General features: G+C 69.5%; 15 protein-coding genes. 10 read left to right on the forward strand and 5 right to left on the reverse strand.

The window, feature by feature from the left end; genetic code table 11:
• Positions 1–151 precede the first annotated feature (151 nt).
• Positions 152–715 carry an SH3 domain-containing protein gene (locus JOE48_RS23615; RefSeq protein ID WP_210033386.1) on the forward strand — a complete coding sequence of 188 codons (564 nt, stop codon included), beginning with the start codon at positions 152–154 and terminating at the stop codon, positions 713–715.
• Positions 716–955: 240 nt separating this feature from the next.
• Here the strand turns inward: JOE48_RS23615 and irr are convergent, their stop codons facing one another.
• Positions 956–1471 carry a Fur family transcriptional regulator Irr gene (gene irr / locus JOE48_RS23620; RefSeq protein WP_238198595.1) on the reverse strand — a complete coding sequence of 172 codons (516 nt, stop codon included), beginning with the start codon at positions 1469–1471 and terminating at the stop codon, positions 956–958.
• Between the two features lie 203 nt (positions 1472–1674).
• Here irr and fabA point away from each other — a divergent pair, with 203 nt between their 5' ends.
• The 3 genes from fabA (at position 1675) to fabI (ending at position 4776) form a co-directional block, all read left to right on the forward strand.
• A complete protein-coding gene (fabA, locus tag JOE48_RS23625) occupies positions 1675–2211 on the forward strand; it encodes a 3-hydroxyacyl-[acyl-carrier-protein] dehydratase FabA (protein WP_210033388.1) in 537 nt (178 codons plus the stop codon).
• A gap of 139 nt (positions 2212–2350) precedes the next feature.
• Entirely contained in the window at positions 2351–3577 is a 1227-nt protein-coding gene (gene fabB / locus JOE48_RS23630) for a beta-ketoacyl-ACP synthase I (RefSeq protein ID WP_210033391.1), read from the forward strand.
• Between the two features lie 368 nt (positions 3578–3945).
• Positions 3946–4776, forward strand: a complete 831-nt coding sequence (fabI, locus tag JOE48_RS23635; protein WP_210033393.1) for an enoyl-ACP reductase FabI — start codon at positions 3946–3948, stop codon at positions 4774–4776.
• A gap of 6 nt (positions 4777–4782) precedes the next feature.
• Here the strand turns inward: fabI and JOE48_RS23640 are convergent, their stop codons facing one another.
• Positions 4783–5076, reverse strand: a complete 294-nt coding sequence (locus tag JOE48_RS23640; RefSeq protein WP_312893361.1) for a hypothetical protein — start codon at positions 5074–5076, stop codon at positions 4783–4785.
• Between the two features lie 97 nt (positions 5077–5173).
• On the opposite strand from JOE48_RS23640, the gene JOE48_RS23645 reads away from it, so the two are divergent.
• Positions 5174–5413 (forward strand): hypothetical protein, encoded by a 240-nt coding sequence (locus tag JOE48_RS23645; RefSeq protein WP_210033395.1) that lies wholly within the window; start codon positions 5174–5176, stop codon positions 5411–5413.
• 52 nt (positions 5414–5465) lie between these two features.
• Positions 5466–6977 (forward strand): DUF6880 family protein, encoded by a 1512-nt coding sequence (locus JOE48_RS23650; protein WP_210033397.1) that lies wholly within the window; start codon positions 5466–5468, stop codon positions 6975–6977.
• Positions 6978–6995: 18 nt separating this feature from the next.
• Here the strand turns inward: JOE48_RS23650 and JOE48_RS23655 are convergent, their stop codons facing one another.
• Both JOE48_RS23655 and JOE48_RS23660 read right to left on the reverse strand, forming a co-directional pair.
• The gene (locus tag JOE48_RS23655; RefSeq protein WP_210033399.1) at positions 6996–7358 is read right to left on the reverse strand and encodes a DUF427 domain-containing protein; all 363 of its coding nucleotides are present in this window, start codon (positions 7356–7358) and stop codon (positions 6996–6998) included.
• Positions 7355–8245: a methyltransferase domain-containing protein gene (locus JOE48_RS23660; RefSeq protein WP_210033406.1), complete on the reverse strand. Its 891-nt coding sequence runs from the start codon at positions 8243–8245 to the stop codon at positions 7355–7357. The genes JOE48_RS23655 and JOE48_RS23660 overlap by 4 nt, the downstream gene beginning before the upstream one ends.
• A 169-nt stretch (positions 8246–8414) precedes the next feature.
• Between JOE48_RS23660 and JOE48_RS23665 the strand changes: the two genes are divergently transcribed.
• Together JOE48_RS23665 and JOE48_RS23670 are read left to right on the forward strand one after the other, a co-directional pair.
• Entirely contained in the window at positions 8415–8657 is a 243-nt protein-coding gene (locus tag JOE48_RS23665; protein WP_210033407.1) for a hypothetical protein, read from the forward strand.
• Between the two features lie 25 nt (positions 8658–8682).
• Complete coding sequence (locus JOE48_RS23670; RefSeq protein ID WP_210033408.1) at positions 8683–9444, forward strand: ComF family protein; 762 nt, start codon at positions 8683–8685, stop codon at positions 9442–9444.
• A 15-nt stretch (positions 9445–9459) separates the two neighbouring features.
• Here the strand turns inward: JOE48_RS23670 and JOE48_RS23675 are convergent, their stop codons facing one another.
• The gene (locus JOE48_RS23675; protein ID WP_210033409.1) at positions 9460–10053 is read right to left on the reverse strand and encodes a GNAT family N-acetyltransferase; all 594 of its coding nucleotides are present in this window, start codon (positions 10051–10053) and stop codon (positions 9460–9462) included.
• Positions 10054–10441: 388 nt separating this feature from the next.
• Between JOE48_RS23675 and zapE the strand changes: the two genes are divergently transcribed.
• Together zapE and JOE48_RS23685 are read left to right on the forward strand one after the other, a co-directional pair.
• Positions 10442–11581: a cell division protein ZapE gene (gene zapE / locus JOE48_RS23680; RefSeq protein ID WP_245253478.1), complete on the forward strand. Its 1140-nt coding sequence runs from the start codon at positions 10442–10444 to the stop codon at positions 11579–11581.
• The gene (locus JOE48_RS23685; protein WP_210033411.1) at positions 11578–14547 is read left to right on the forward strand and encodes a response regulator; all 2970 of its coding nucleotides are present in this window, start codon (positions 11578–11580) and stop codon (positions 14545–14547) included. The genes zapE and JOE48_RS23685 overlap by 4 nt, the downstream gene beginning before the upstream one ends.
• Positions 14548–14578 lie beyond the last annotated feature (31 nt).

Below are 14578 nucleotides of genomic sequence, written 5' to 3' on the forward strand. Positions count from 1 at the left end.
CGCCGGTCCCGGAGCCCGTTTCGACCCATCGGCCTCTCTACCAGAGGTGGGCCGGAACACAATCGGAAGCCGGCCCGGCCCGCTCGCGGAACGCGCCGCGCGCTTGTCGGGCCGGGGCTCACCATCGTCACGTCCGCAGAGGGATTGGACCATGCGCGTGTTACGCCTGACCTTCGCCATCGCGGCGCTGCTGTTGGGCAGTCCGGCAACCGGCGCCGTGGCCGCGCCGTCGGCCCCACAAGAGGCTGGGGTCGGGCCGGTCACCAAGCTGCCACTGCCGCGCTACGCCAGCCTCAAGACGGATCGCGTCAACCTCCGCGAGGGTCCGTCCAAGGATCACCGCACCCTGTGGGTGTTCCAGCGCGCCGGCTTGCCGGTGGAGATCGTCGGCGAATTCGAGACGTGGCGCAGGATCCGGGATTCGGAGGGCACCGAGGGCTGGGTGCTGCACTCCCTGCTTTCGGGGCGGCGCACCGCGATCGTCAATGCCGGACCCGACAAGGGGGCCGAGAAAGCGGCCGTCTCGCTGCGCGCCCGGGCCGATGACGGCGCCGAGGATCAAGCGCGGCTCCAGACCGGCGTGATCGGCAGTGTGAAGAGCTGCACCGGCACGTGGTGCCGCCTGATCGTCGCCCTTCCGAACAAGCGGGATGTGGACGGCTACATCCGGCAGAACCGCCTCTGGGGCGTCTATCCGAACGAGGTGGTGGAGTAGGGGGTCCTCGGACCGGCGCAAGCGTTGTCAGCCGCGCTCGGGATCGACGATTACCAATTTCCGGACGAAAGACGCTCGCCCTTCAGCATCGCGTCATCCCGCGGCCGCGCAGCGGAGCCCGGGATCCAGACGCACAGATCGCTCGAAGTCTTGCACGTGTCGGCGGCTCTGGTTCCGGGCCCGCCTACGGCGACCCGGAATGACGCACGACGCGCCGCCGAGGACGATCGCGACCGGCGTTCAGCTCTGGCGGCGACCGGCCGGCCGGCTGCGGCGCAGGCGGACGATGACCTCGACGCCGGCGATCTCCATGCCCTCGGGCGCCTCGGGGAGCGAATCGACCGTAATGCCGCAATCCGGCATGTCGATCACCTGGCTCTCGTCCTCGAGATAGAAGTGGTGATGCTCGCTCGGGTTCGTGTCGAAATAGGCCTTCGACCCGTCGAGCGCGAGCTGGCGCAGAAGCCCGGCCTCGGTGAACTGGTGCAGCGTGTTGTAGACCGTCGCCAGCGAGACCGGCACCTTGGCGCGCATGGCCTCGTCGTAGAGCATCTCGGCCGTCAGGTGGCGGTCACCCCGGCCGAACAGCAGCCAGCCCAGGGACAGGCGCTGCCGCGTCGGCCGCAGGCCGGCGCGACGCAGGCGGTCGCGCAGGTCGGACAGCGGGCAGCCGCGGCGCGGAGTCCCGTTGGGCTCCAGCTGGGGGGCTGGGACCCGGCCGTTGAAGACGGCCTGGAATGGCACCGATTCGGACATCGCTGGACTGAACGCTCGGCTGGGGGCCTGAAGGAACGGACTTCCATTCAGTATATTGAAGTGGTCTGGCTGTCGCAACCCGATCGTCGCCGCACCCCTGCCAGGGCGGTTGATGACTTTGACGGTGCGACGCCTCGTGCTAACCCGCGCGCCGAACGACCGGGCACGCAGCGCCCGACAGATCCGAGGAAACAGCCGCCTACATGCCGCCAGACGCCGAGACATCCGTGCAGAGCGCGAACCGCCAATCGCACTATTCCTACGAGGATCTTCTGGCCTGCGGGCGCGGCGAACTCTTCGGACCGGGCAACGCGCAGCTGCCGCTGCCGCCGATGCTGATGTTCGACCGGATCACGTCGATCGCGACCGATGGCGGTGCCCACGGCAAGGGCCATGTCACGGCCGAGCTCGACATCCGGCCCGACCTCTGGTTCTTCCCCTGTCACTTCCAGGGCGATCCGGTCATGCCGGGCTGCCTTGGCCTCGACGCCCTGTGGCAGATGCTCGGCTTCCACCTCGGATGGCTCGGCTCGCCAGGCCGTGGCCGGGCCCTCGGGGTGGGCGAGGTCAAGCTCGCCGGGCAGGTGCTGCCGTCGATGAAGCGGGTGGTCTACAACGTCGACGTGAAGCGCGTCCGCCAGGGCAAGCTCGTGCTCGGGATTGGCGACGGCTGGCTCGAAGCCGATGGCGAGCGCGTCTACCAAGTCCAGGATATGCGGGTCGGCCTGTTCCAGAGCTGAGCGGGTGCCGCGAGGCTGCCTTTTGGGGCTTGGCTGCAACGCCGAACGCTTTCGGCTGTTGAGATTGTGTCCGCGTCACCTTAGCTGACCGGGACGCGGCACGGGCGACCGCAGCCGCGACGGAGGTAGTGTCACCATCATGCGCCGCGTCGTCATCACCGGGATGGGCATCGTCTCGTCCATCGGCAACAACACGCAGGAGGTGCTCGCCTCCCTGCGCGAGGCCCGCTCGGGCATCACGCGCGACGCCAGCTACGCCGAGCACGGCTTCCGGAGCCAGGTCTCCGGGGCGCCGACCCTCGACCCCGAGGGCGTGGTGGACCGGCGCGCCATGCGCTTCCACGGCGGCGGCACCGCCTGGAATCACGTCGCCATGGATCAGGCGATCCATGACGCCGGCCTGGAGCAGGGCGATATCTCCAATGCACGCACCGGCATCATCATGGGCTCGGGCGGCCCCTCGACCCGCGTGATCGTCGAGGCCGCCGCCACGGCCCGCGAGAAGGGACCGAAGCGCATCGGCCCGTTCGCCGTGCCCAAGGCGATGTCGTCGACCGCCTCGGCGACGCTGGCGACCTGGTTCAAGATCCGCGGCGTGAACTACTCGATCTCGTCCGCCTGCGCGACCTCGAACCATTGCATCGGCAACGCCGCCGAAATCATCCAGGGCGGGCGGCAGGACATCATCTTCGCCGGCGGCTGCGAGGACCTCGACTGGACCCTGTCGGTGCTGTTCGACGCGATGGGCGCGATGTCGTCGAAGTACAACGACACGCCCGCCCGGGCGTCGCGCGCCTACGACGCGAACCGCGACGGCTTCGTCATCGCGGGCGGCGCCGGGGTGCTGGTGCTCGAGGAGCTGGAGCACGCCAAGGCCCGAGGCGCGCGGATCTACGGTGAGGTGGCCGGCTACGGCGCCACCTCGGATGGGCACGACATGGTCGCGCCCTCGGGGGAGGGCGCCGTGCGCTGCATGCATCAGGCCCTTGAGGGGCTGAAGGGCGCGCGGATCGACTACATCAACCCGCACGCCACCTCGACGCCCGTGGGCGACGACAAGGAGATCGAGGCGATCCGCGAGGTGTTCGGCCGCGGGGAGGCCTGCCCGCCGATCTCGGCGACGAAGTCGCTGACCGGCCATTCGCTCGGAGCCACCGGCGTGCAGGAGGCGATCTACAGCCTGCTGATGATGAACAACGGCTTCATCTGCGAGAGCGCGCATATCGAGGAACTCGACCCCGCCTTCGCCGACATGCCGATCCTGCGGGAGCGCCGGGACAACGCCAAGCTCAGCCACGTCCTGACCAACTCCTTCGGCTTCGGCGGCACCAACGCCACGCTGGTGCTCAAGCACGTCGACGCCTGATCGCGCGAGAACCGGAACCGTCGCCCGAGGGCGGCGTTTACCGGTTGTTGAGATGCGGTGGTGGCGATGGGGACCTTCATCTTCGGAACACTGGGCGGGCTGATGATCGCCGGCTGCGCCGCGATCTATGCCCGACAGGCCCTGATCGAAGAGGCGCGATCCCGCACCGGCGGGTATTTCTGAGCCCGGCCGCACGAGCCTGAACGCCCCGCCTTGCCGGCGGGGTTTTTTTTGCCCGCTCCCGGCCGCCGGCCGGTTTGGATCATGCGGCGAGCCGCGCTAAGGCAGACCGTCGCGGTTCGGTCGATCCGGTCGTGGCCCGTCCCGGATTCGTCGGGGTGGCGTCCTCGTTCGAGATGTGAGTCGGCATGACAGGTTTGATGGCGGGCAGGCGCGGCCTGATCATGGGTGTCGCCAACGATCACTCGATCGCCTGGGGCATAGCCAAGGCTCTCCACGACCAGGGCGCGCAGCTCGCCTTCACCTACCAGGGCGATGCGCTGGGCCGGCGCGTGGCGCCGCTGGCCGCGAAGCTCGATTCCGACATCGTCCTGCCCTGTGACGTGGAGGATTTGGCCTCGGTCGATGCCACGTTCGAGGCCCTGGATGCCCGGTTCGACGGCGGCCTCGACTTCGTGGTTCACGCCATCGGCTTCTCCGACAAGGCGCAGCTCAAGGGCCGGTACGTGGATGTCACCACCCGCGAGAACTTCGTGCGGACGATGACGATCTCGTGTTTCTCCTTCACGGAGATCGCGCAGCGCGCGGCCAAGCGCATGCCCAACGGCGGCTCGCTTCTGACGCTGACCTACGGCGGCGCCACGCGGGTCATGCCGAACTACAATGTCATGGGCGTCGCCAAGGCGGCGCTGGAGGCGTCCGTGCGCTATCTCGCGAGCGATCTCGGTCCGGACGGGATCCGAGTGAACGCGCTCTCGGCCGGGCCGATGCGGACGCTGGCCGGCGCGGGCATCGCCGACGCGCGGCTGATGTTCAACCACCAGCGGGCCCATGCGCCTCTGCGCCGGACGGTCAGCCTCGAGGATGTGGGCGGCTCGGCGCTCTACCTGCTGTCGCCGCTCTCCGGCGGCGTCACCGGCGAGGTGCACTTCGTCGATGCCGGCTACAACATCATCTCGATGCCCAGGCCGGACGTGCTCCAGGCCCAGGATGCGGCCGGCGTCATGGGCGATTCCTGAGGCCGGTCACTCCTCCGGAACGCGCCCCGGCGGCAGGGGGGCGGCCGGTCCGCCGCGCTCACCGCGGGTGACCCGGCGCTGGCGCTCGGCGCGGACATCCTCGGCCGAAGGCGGCGCGGAGGGATAGTTCGATGCAAAGGGGTTTGGCGGCGTGCCGCGCGACGAGCCGCCGAAGAGCTTATCCAGGAAGCCTTCCTCCGCGGTGGCGGGCTGCGCGGCCAGGATGAGGGCGAGAGCGAAGATCGTTCGGATCGGCATCGTCGTCGTCAGCAGGTGAAGGTCGAGTGCCGGTAACCTCACTTTCGGGCGGATCGGAGGCTGAAAGCCGCGTCGCCTGGAACCCCGGCGCCTCCGGCGGGTTCGCGGACAGCGATTCCAGGCGCGTACAGGAGGCGTGATGTCCGAAGTAACCTATCGCATCGTCGAGCACGATGGCGGCTTCGCCTACAAGGTGGGCGACGTCTTCTCCGAGACCTTCCCCAGTCGCGAGGAGGCGTTGCAGGCGGCCCAGGCCGCGGCGGCGGAGCAGCAGGTCCCGGGCTCCACGGAGGGCATCCGCTACCAGGACAAGGCCGGCGGCTGGCACGACGAGACCGCCCAGGGCAATGACCGGCCGCGCGCCAGGGTCGTGGAGTAAGCGCGCAGGACCGAGCAACCATGCAGGATCCTGCTGACGGACGGAGGCCGGCGTGGCGCGCGCGCGGGCCGTGAAGCCGGCGGCGCGGGCCGACACCCCGAAGGCGCGCGCCCTGCCGAAGGGCGCGCGTCGCACGACTCCGGCGCCCGAGACGCTGGCGGCGCTCGGGCAGGATCGTCTCATCGCGCTGATCCTCGGCGAGACGGCGCGCAATCCCGCCTTCAAGAAGCTGGTCAGCGCGGCCCTCGCCTCGCTGCAGGGCCCGGACGCCGTCGCGGCGATCGTCGACCGGCGGCTCACGGCCCTCGAAGGGGCCCAATCCTATATCGACTGGCAGAGACGCCGGACTTTCACCGCCGATCTCAACGCGACCGTGACGGTGATCCTGAACGAGCTGCGCCCCCTCGATCCCGGGGCGGCCCTCGACCGGCTGAGGCGATTCCTCGACGGCGCCGATGCCGTCCTGAACCGTGTCGATGACAGCAACGGTTCGGTCCAGGGCATCTTCGAGCGGGCCTCCGAGGCCTTCGTGGAGATCGCGGCCGGGCTGCCGCCGGTGGAGGCGGCCCGGGTGACGGCCAGCCTCGTAGACGCGTTCGGCGACGACCCGTTCGGCCCTCTCGGTTCCGTCCTCGCCGACATGGTGCCCAAGCTCGCCGGAGACGCGCTTGCCGACATCGATTCCCGACTCGCGCAGGCGGCCGCCGCGCTTCCGATAAGTGGCAATCCGTGCAGCGAGGCGGCCTATCGTCGGGACGCCGCGCGCGCGCAGATCCTGCGCCTCCGCCAAGCCGTCTCCGACCGTCGGGGCGATCCGGATTCCTACATCGCGCTGGAGAGCGCAATTCTGCCGGGCCGCGAAAACCGGGTCGAGATCGCCCGGCGTCTTCTCAACGCCGGGCGCGCGCCGGAAGCGCTCGATTGGATCCGGCGCATGCAGGATCCCGGTATCCGTATCGCCACCAGGGCCGATCTGATCGCGGGCTTCGACCTGCGCGGTCCGGAGCGTGAGCGGCAGGCACTGGAGATCGAGGTGCTCGAGAAGCTCGGCCGGACCGAGGAGGCGCAGGCTTTGCGCTGGGTACGGTTCGAGCGCGATCTCGATGCGCCGATGCTGCGCACGTTCCTGGCCAAGCTTCCGGATTTCGACGATGAGGAGGCGCTGCAGCGGGCCCTCGATCATGCCGAGGCCTTCCCGCAGCCCCATCGCGCGCTGGCCTTTCTGGCCGCCTGGCCCGACCTGCGCCGTGCCGCCAAGCTGGTGGAGGAACGGCCGACGGCCTGGCAGGGCGATCAGTACGCCATCCTGGCGCCGGCAGCCGACGCCCTCGCCCAAGACCATCCGCTGCCTGCGACGATCCTCTACCGCCGGCTCCTCGACGCCATCCTCGAATCCGGGCGCAGCGCTGCCTACGCCCACGGGGCACGCTACCTCATGGAACTGGACGGTCTGGCCGGGCGATTGGAGCCCGGCGGGATCACCCCGGACCCTCAGGCCTACCGTGAGGCGCTGCGGCGCGCGCACGGCCGCAAGCACGGCTTCTGGAGCCTGGTCAAAGACTGAGGCGGCACTTCGGGCCGGTCAATCGTCCACCGCGATGGAGTCGACGCGATCCGGGTAGAACGCCACGAAGTCCCGGATCGCCGCCACAGCGGGGTAGGGATCCTCGTAGCTCCACACCGCGTTGGGCCTCCTGTCCGCGCCGACGACGAGGTCGAAGTACCGCGCATCGCCCTTGTAGGGACAGTGGCTCGTCCGCGCGGAGGCGACGAAGCTCTCGAAACGGAGATCCGCCCGCGGCACGTAGTAGACCGCCGGATAGCGCGCCTCCTCGAGACGCAGGGCGTTGCGCGAGTCGGCAACCGCGACCCCGCCGACCAGAACGCGGACGCGTCGCGGCTCGGGCGTGATCGTGATCGGATGCTCGGGTCCAGGAATTTTCACGGCGATCTCCCGTCTTCGGGCTTCAGCTCGATGGTTCCGAGGGCGTCGGCAAGGCGCGCCTTGGCCGTGCCCGGTCTCAGCGGCTTCTGCTGGCTCTCGTGCGGCACCCAGCCCGACAGCCACAGCACCTCGAATGTCGCACGGACCCGCCCGTCCGGATCCGAAAAGCGGTCGGCATAGACCTCTGCCGCCCGCAGCAGGGTTGCCCGGCGCAGCGGTGTCCGTCGACGCTCGGTGAGCACGTTGGTCATGCCCATGGATCGCAGATCGCGCATGAGCGCGAACGGATCGGCGTAGCGTACCGTCAGCGTGTCGGTGTCGGCTACCGGAAGCGCGAAGCCCGCCCGCTGCAGGAGCGCCCCGGCCTCGCGCACGGCCGCGAAGGGCGCGACTCGGGGGCTGATCCCCCCCTCGATCTCGCTCTCGGCCTGGCCGAAGCTCTGGCGCAGCTCCGTGAGGGTGGCGCCACCGAGGAGGCATCCGACGAAGAGACCGTCGGGACGGAGCGCGCGGCGAAGCTGGATCAGCGTCCCGGGCAGGTCGTTGACGGCGTGGAACGCCAGGAGCGAGACCGCGAGATCAAGACTTCCGGCCGCCAGCGGCAGCATCTCGGGATCACCCACGATCACGTTGCGACCGGCCTCGGGCAGCGGCGCGACGCGAAGTTGCTGCGCCTGCGGGTAGCGCGTTGAAAGGACCTGCGCCGCAACCGGCGACGGCGACCCGAGGTCGAGAACACTCGAGAACGGGCGCAGCACCGCCCCGAGACGATCGTCCAGATCCTCGGCCAGTCGATCGAGCAGGAAATTCGCGAAACCTGACCGCCGAGCGCGGGTCAAGCGGCGCCGGGCGAGGCCGGTATCGAAGAGGGCGGATGGGGCTTCCATTGCGGAGCAGATGGCGTTGACGCGGCACTCCTGCCAGCGCTCCGACGACGAAACGGCGACGATCGTGCACGGTGTCGTGAGCCGCGGTAAGATGGCGGAACGACTCGGCAGCGTCGCTGTTCCTGCTGCAACGGGCCTTACGGCCGAGTTTTGTCACGGAGCACGGATCATGAAACGCATGCTCGTCGGGACCGCCATGGTCCTCGCGGCTCTCACCACCGCGGGCGGTGCTGAGGCGAAGGGATGCATCAAGGGCGCCATCGTCGGTGGCATCGCGGGGCATTACGCCGGCCATCACGGTCTCGTCGGCGCCGCGGCCGGCTGCGCGATCGGACGCCACCGGGCCAATGCCCGCTCCCGCCAGGATCAGCAGCAGATGGATCCGCAGGCGCGCCCCGTCTCGGCTCGCTGAGCCGGGTCGAAGGTCTCCTGCTCGGATGACGGCGCTCGACGCCGTCGCCTCGGCCCTGCGCGGCTTGCCGCGCGGGGTTCTCTCGTTGGTCTACCCGCCGACCTGCGCCGGCTGCGGCGGCGCCACCGCGGATCCCGGTGCGCTGTGCTCGACCTGCTGGTCGGGTCTTCGCCTGATCGAGGAGCCGGTCTGCCAGCGCTTCGGGACGCCCTTCGCGGTCGATCTCGGGGTGGGGCCGCTGATCTCGCCGCGGGCCATCGCGGACCCGCCGGTCTTCGGGCGCGCGCGTGCGGTGGCCCTGTACGACGGTGTCGCGCGCAGCCTCGTGCACCGCTTGAAGTACGATGACCGCCTCGACCTCGCGCGGGTCATGGCGCGGATGATGGCGGCGAGCGGCCGGATGCTGATTGCCGAGGCGGAGTGCATCGTGCCGGTTCCGCTCCATCGCGGGCGGCTCTGGCGCCGCCGATTCAACCAAGCTGCGCTTCTCGCAAAACGCATCGCCGCCGAAGCGCGGCGTCCGTTGTTGCCGACGACGCTTCAACGCGTGCGCGCGACGCGGTCCCAGGTCGGCCTGAGCCGTGCGGCGCGGGCTGAGAACCTCAGCGGCGCATTCCGGGTGCCAAGGCACGCGCGGCATCGCATCGACGGCCGCCGGATCCTGCTCGTCGATGATGTGACGACCACGGGCGCCACGGGCAATGCCGCCGCCCGGGCGCTCCTGCGCGCCGGCGCGGTGTCGGTCGATCTCCTGACCTTCGCGCTGGTGGGCGAGGCCGCCGGCTGACCAGCCCGCTGAAGGTCAGGCGGGGGCACGGTCGCGGTTCGGAAAGCTCACCGCCAGGGTGAAGTCGAAGGTTTCTGCGATGCCTTCGTACCAGAGCGAGAATGGCGTGGGACGCTCCAGATGGAGCGCGCCATCCGTCTCAGGTCCATCGTGCTGGAGGGCTGCGCCGTGTTTCGCCGCAAGCCGTAGCATCGGCCCGTTGCCGGACAGACACCGCACGTGAAGATCGATCACGCCGCGATGGCGCGCCGACCGGGCGATCCGCGCGAACAAGGCCGCGCCGATACCGCGGCGCCGGAAAGCGCGCTCGACCGCGAAGGCGGCCTCGGCCCGCGGGCTCAGCGTGTATCGGGACGGGCAGGGACCCATGGGCCGAAGCTCGCCCAGGCCGCGCAGGGCACCGTCCATGAAGGCTCCGTACATGACGCCTTCGGAGATCACGGCCTGCGCGGCGTAAGCCCGCACGCCAGCCTCGCTGACACTGCCCATGAACCGGCTCGCCCGCGTGTCGGGGTCAAGCCGCAGGAAGTAATCGAGCACCGCATCGCGGTCGACCGGCCAAAGTCGCCGGATGGTGTAGCCCGGCACGTTGAGCGCCTGAAGGGCCATGATGGGTCTCCGGTCTGTCATGCGCGGATGCGCAGGTTGATCCGGACGTTCCTCCCGAGAGACGGCGCTGATCTCGCATCTCGATAGGGATTGTGCAATGCAGCAAGATACGCATGGGCGCTTTCGCGCGGCTGCCATGCACAGGCCCAATGGGACGCTTCACGCGTCACTGTTCGGCGTCGGGCTTGATTCAGGTTGAGCTTGCACGCCACAGGAAGGTGGCCCGGGTCGGCGAGGATCGACGCGGATGGGGGTGCCGATCCGGCGCCGCAGTGAGCTGCGAGGGACCGGGGCGGTGACCGACAGATCCGGCAAGCAACAGGCTCCGTCCGCGGAGGCGCGGGCGAGTGCCGTCTCGCCGGGCCCGGTCCACGAGCGTTACGAGGCGATGGTCGCCTCCGGGGCTATCGAGCGCGATCCTGCACAGGCACGGCTGGTCCGCGCCCTCGATCGCTTGGTCATCGACCTTCAGCGGATGAAACGCGCCAGCAAGACCAGCGCCCTCGGATGGCTGTTCCGGCGCAAGGACGAAGCCGAGCCGCAGAAGGGACTGTATGTCTGGGGATCGGTCGGGCGCGGCAAGACCATGCTCATGGACCTGTTCCATGAGGCAGCGCCGGAGCCGAAGCGGCGGGTCCACTTCCATGGCTTCCTGGCGGACGCGCACGAGCGCATCCACGCCTATCGACAGGCGCTCAAGGCGGGCACCGTGAAGGGCGACGATCCCATCGGCCCGGTCGCCGACCAGCTCGCCGACGAAGCGACCCTGCTGTGCTTCGACGAGTTCACCGTCACCGACATCGCCGACGCGATGATCCTGGGTCGCCTGTTCGGTCATCTGTTCCGGCGCGGCGTCACCGTCGTGGCGACGTCCAATGTCGAGCCGGACCGGCTCTACGAGGGTGGCCTGAACCGCGCGTTGTTCCTGCCCTTCATCGAGACCTTGAAGGAGCGGGTCGAGGTGGTTCGTCTCGACGCACGGACCGACTTTCGCCTGGAGAAGCTTGGCGGCGCGGCCGTGTATCACGTGCCGGTCGATGCGGCCGCGCAGGCGGCGCTGGATGCAGCCTTCAAGGGATTGACGGGAAAAGCGCAGGGTCGCCCGGCGACCATCATGGTGCACGGGCGCGAGGTCGAGATCCCCGAACAGGCTGGCGGCGTCGCGCGCTTCAGCTTCGACGATCTCTGCCGGAAGCCGCTCGGCGCCTCGGACTACATGGCGCTGGCCCGGGCCTATCACACGGTGATCCTGGACGGGATCCCGGTCATGCAGGAGGCTGAGCGGAACGAGGCCAAGCGCTTCATCACGCTGATCGACACGCTCTACGACCGCCACGTGAAGCTCGTCGCCTCGGCGGCGGCCGAGGCGCAGGATCTCTACACCGCCGCAACCGGCCGTGAGGCGTTCGAGTTCGATCGGACCGTCTCACGCCTCATCGAGATGCGCTCACGCGAGTACCTCGCCCTGCCGCATGGCCGGCCCGATTCCGAAGCCTCCGGCGCCAGCACCGGTCTGGTGGAGACGTGAGCGCCCAGCCGGGAACCGGTTCGATCTTCAGCCTGCGCCGCCGGAACTGGCGCGGCGCCGGCCCGCTCGGCCCGCTTCTGGGGTCGCCCGCCGCCTTCGCGCTCCTCGTGGTGGCGCTGGCATCCGGCACGGCGAATTATCTGGCGGGCGAGGCCGATCGGGCCGCGACGGCGCGGACGAATGCCACCATCGCCGGCGTCGAGCGCCTCGTCTCCGAGGTGAAGGACCTCGAGACCGGCGAGCGCGGCTTCGTGCTGGTCGGCAGCGAGGACTATCTGGCGCCGTACACGGTTGCCTTGACCAAGATCGAGACCGAGCTGGCGGGCCTCGGCTCGGCGGCGCAGGAACCGGTCCGCGCCGGTGGTCCGGCTCTCGCCGGCCTGATCGCGCAGAAGCGCGACTTTGCGGCCCGGGTCATCACGGCGCGCCGCGAACAGGGCTTCGAGGCGGCAACCGACCTGGTTCGGACCGGCGAGGGCAAGCGCCTGATGGACGCGATCCGCGTCGAGGCGGCCGCGCGGCAGGACGCCTCCGCGCAGCGCCTCGCCACCTTGCAGGCCCAAGAGCACCGCCGCGGGCTGATCCTGTTCCTGCTCTCCGGAATCGCGGCGCTCGGTGCGATCGTACTGCTGGCGCGGCTCGCCTTGGTCCGTCGCCAGGAATCGCTGCGGATGTCACGGCTGCTCGACGGGGTCCTGGCCAATGCACCGGTGGGCCTCGGCTTCCTCGATCGCGACCTGAAGATCCGGCATATGAACCGGGCGCTCGCCACGATGAGCGAGCGGGGATTCGGAGCGGATCTCGGAGCGCCGATCTGGGCGATGCTGCCGACCCTGCGCACGGAGCTCGGGCCGAAGCTCGCCGCGGCACTCCGGGAAGGCTTGGTCTCGCCCAACGTGCCGGTGGCCGTACCGACGCCGTCGGCCCCGGGCAACGTGCGCCAGTTCTCGATGAGCTTCTACCCGCTGCGTGGCGCCGCGGACGGCACGGGCCCGGAGGTCGAGGGCGTCGGCTTGGTGGTCGTCGACGAGACCATCCGCCACCTGGCGGAGGCGCGGCTTCGCCGCAGCGAGGAGCGCTTCCGGTCCCTCATCGAGGCCAGTGCAGCCATCGTCTGGACGGCCAATCCGGAGGGAAACCTGCATCGGCGGCAGATCGCCTGGAGCCGGTTCACCGGTCAGGACGGGGACGCCTATTCCGGGCTCGGCTTCCTGGACGCCGTCCATCCCGAGGACCGCGAACAGACCCGGACGGCATGGTCGGAGGCCGTTGCGACGCTTCAGCCCTACGCCACCGAGCACCGTCTTCGGGCCGCCGGCGGGGACTACCGTCACATGAGCGTGCGGGCCGTGCCGATCCTCGAGCCAGACGGCGCCCTGCGCGAATGGGTCGGCACGCACACCGACATCACGGAGCGCAAGGAGGCGGAGGCGGCGATCGAGGCAGCCCGGATGGCCGCGGAGGCGGCCAACGCGGCCAAGAGCCAGTTCCTGGCCAACATGAGCCACGAGCTGCGCACCCCGCTCTCGGCGGTCATCGGCTATGCCGAGATGGTGCAGGAGGAGCTGGACGACCTCGGCGAGGCCGCTCTCATCACCGATGTGAAGAAGATCGAGGCCAATGCCCGGCACCTTCTCGGGCTGATCAACGACGTCCTCGACATCTCGAAGATCGAGGCGGACCGGGTCGAGATCTACGCGGAGGATTTCGCTGTCGCCGCAGTGGTGCGGGATGTGGCCACCACCGTCGAAGGCCTGATCACCAAGAAGGGCAACAGCCTGACGCTCGATCTCGCGGATGATCTCGGCACGGCCCATACCGACGTGACGAAGCTCCGCCAGTGCCTGATCAACCTCCTGAGCAACGCTGCGAAGTTCACCGAGAACGGCCGGATCACCCTGAGCGTTGCGCGGACCGGGGGCGCGCTGCGCTTCGCCGTGGCCGATACCGGCATCGGCATGACACAGGAGCAGGTCGGAAAGCTGTTCGAGCGCTTCACCCAGGCGGATGCCTCGACGACCCGGCGCTTCGGCGGCACCGGGCTGGGTCTCGCGATCACCCGCGCCTTCGCGGAAATGCTCGGCGGCTCGATCGAGGTCGCCAGCCGCGACGGGGCGGGCACCACCTTCACGCTGACGCTGCCCGTTCTGTTCCAGGGCGCGGCGGTCGAGCACGCCGAAGCAGCGCCGGAGACCTCTGAGGATCGCAAAACGATCCTGGTGGTCGACGACGATTCCGCGACCCGGGATCTGCTCGCGCGGTTCCTGGAGCGGGAGGGCTTCGCGGTCGCGGTGGCCGAGGATGGCCGGCGCGGGCTCGATCTGGCGCGCCGCCTCCGTCCACGAGCCGTGCTTCTCGATGTGACCATGCCGCAAATGGATGGCTGGGCGGTGCTGCGGGCCCTTCGGGCCGATCCCGACATCGGCGCGACACCGATCGTGATGGTGACGGTGCTCGACGAGCAGAACCTCGCCTTCTCGCTCGGGGCGACCGACTACCTGCAGAAGCCGATCGATTGGGGCAATCTGCGCCAGATCGTCGATCGCTTCCGGTCTGTCGCGGAGGACGGGCCGATCCTTGTGGTCGAGGATGAGGCGGACGTCCGCGGGCACCTCTGCAGCTATCTCCGGCGGGAAGGTTTCCCGGTCATCGAGGCAGAGAACGGCGTGGACGCCCTTGAGCGGATGGCGGCGGAACGGCCCTGTCTCGTGCTGCTGGATCTGATGATGCCGGAGATGGACGGGTTCGCGTTCCTGCGCTCGGTCCGGGCGCGGTGGGATTGGCGCGAGGTTCCGGTCGTCGTGCTCACCGCCAAGGACATCACGGCTGACGACCGCCGACGCCTCGCCGGCCATGCCGACCGGGTCCTGGCGAAAGGATCGACCGGACTCGGCGAATTGGCCCGCGAACTGAGATCCCTCATGCCGGCGCAGGCCGACGGGGACGCGGGAAGCGCCGACCGCTGAGGCGCGATTTGGTCTCGAGGAGCCCGGTCGT

It is taken from the genome of Methylobacterium sp. PvR107, assembly GCF_017833295.1.
Taxonomy (GTDB): Bacteria; Pseudomonadota; Alphaproteobacteria; order Rhizobiales; family Beijerinckiaceae; genus Methylobacterium.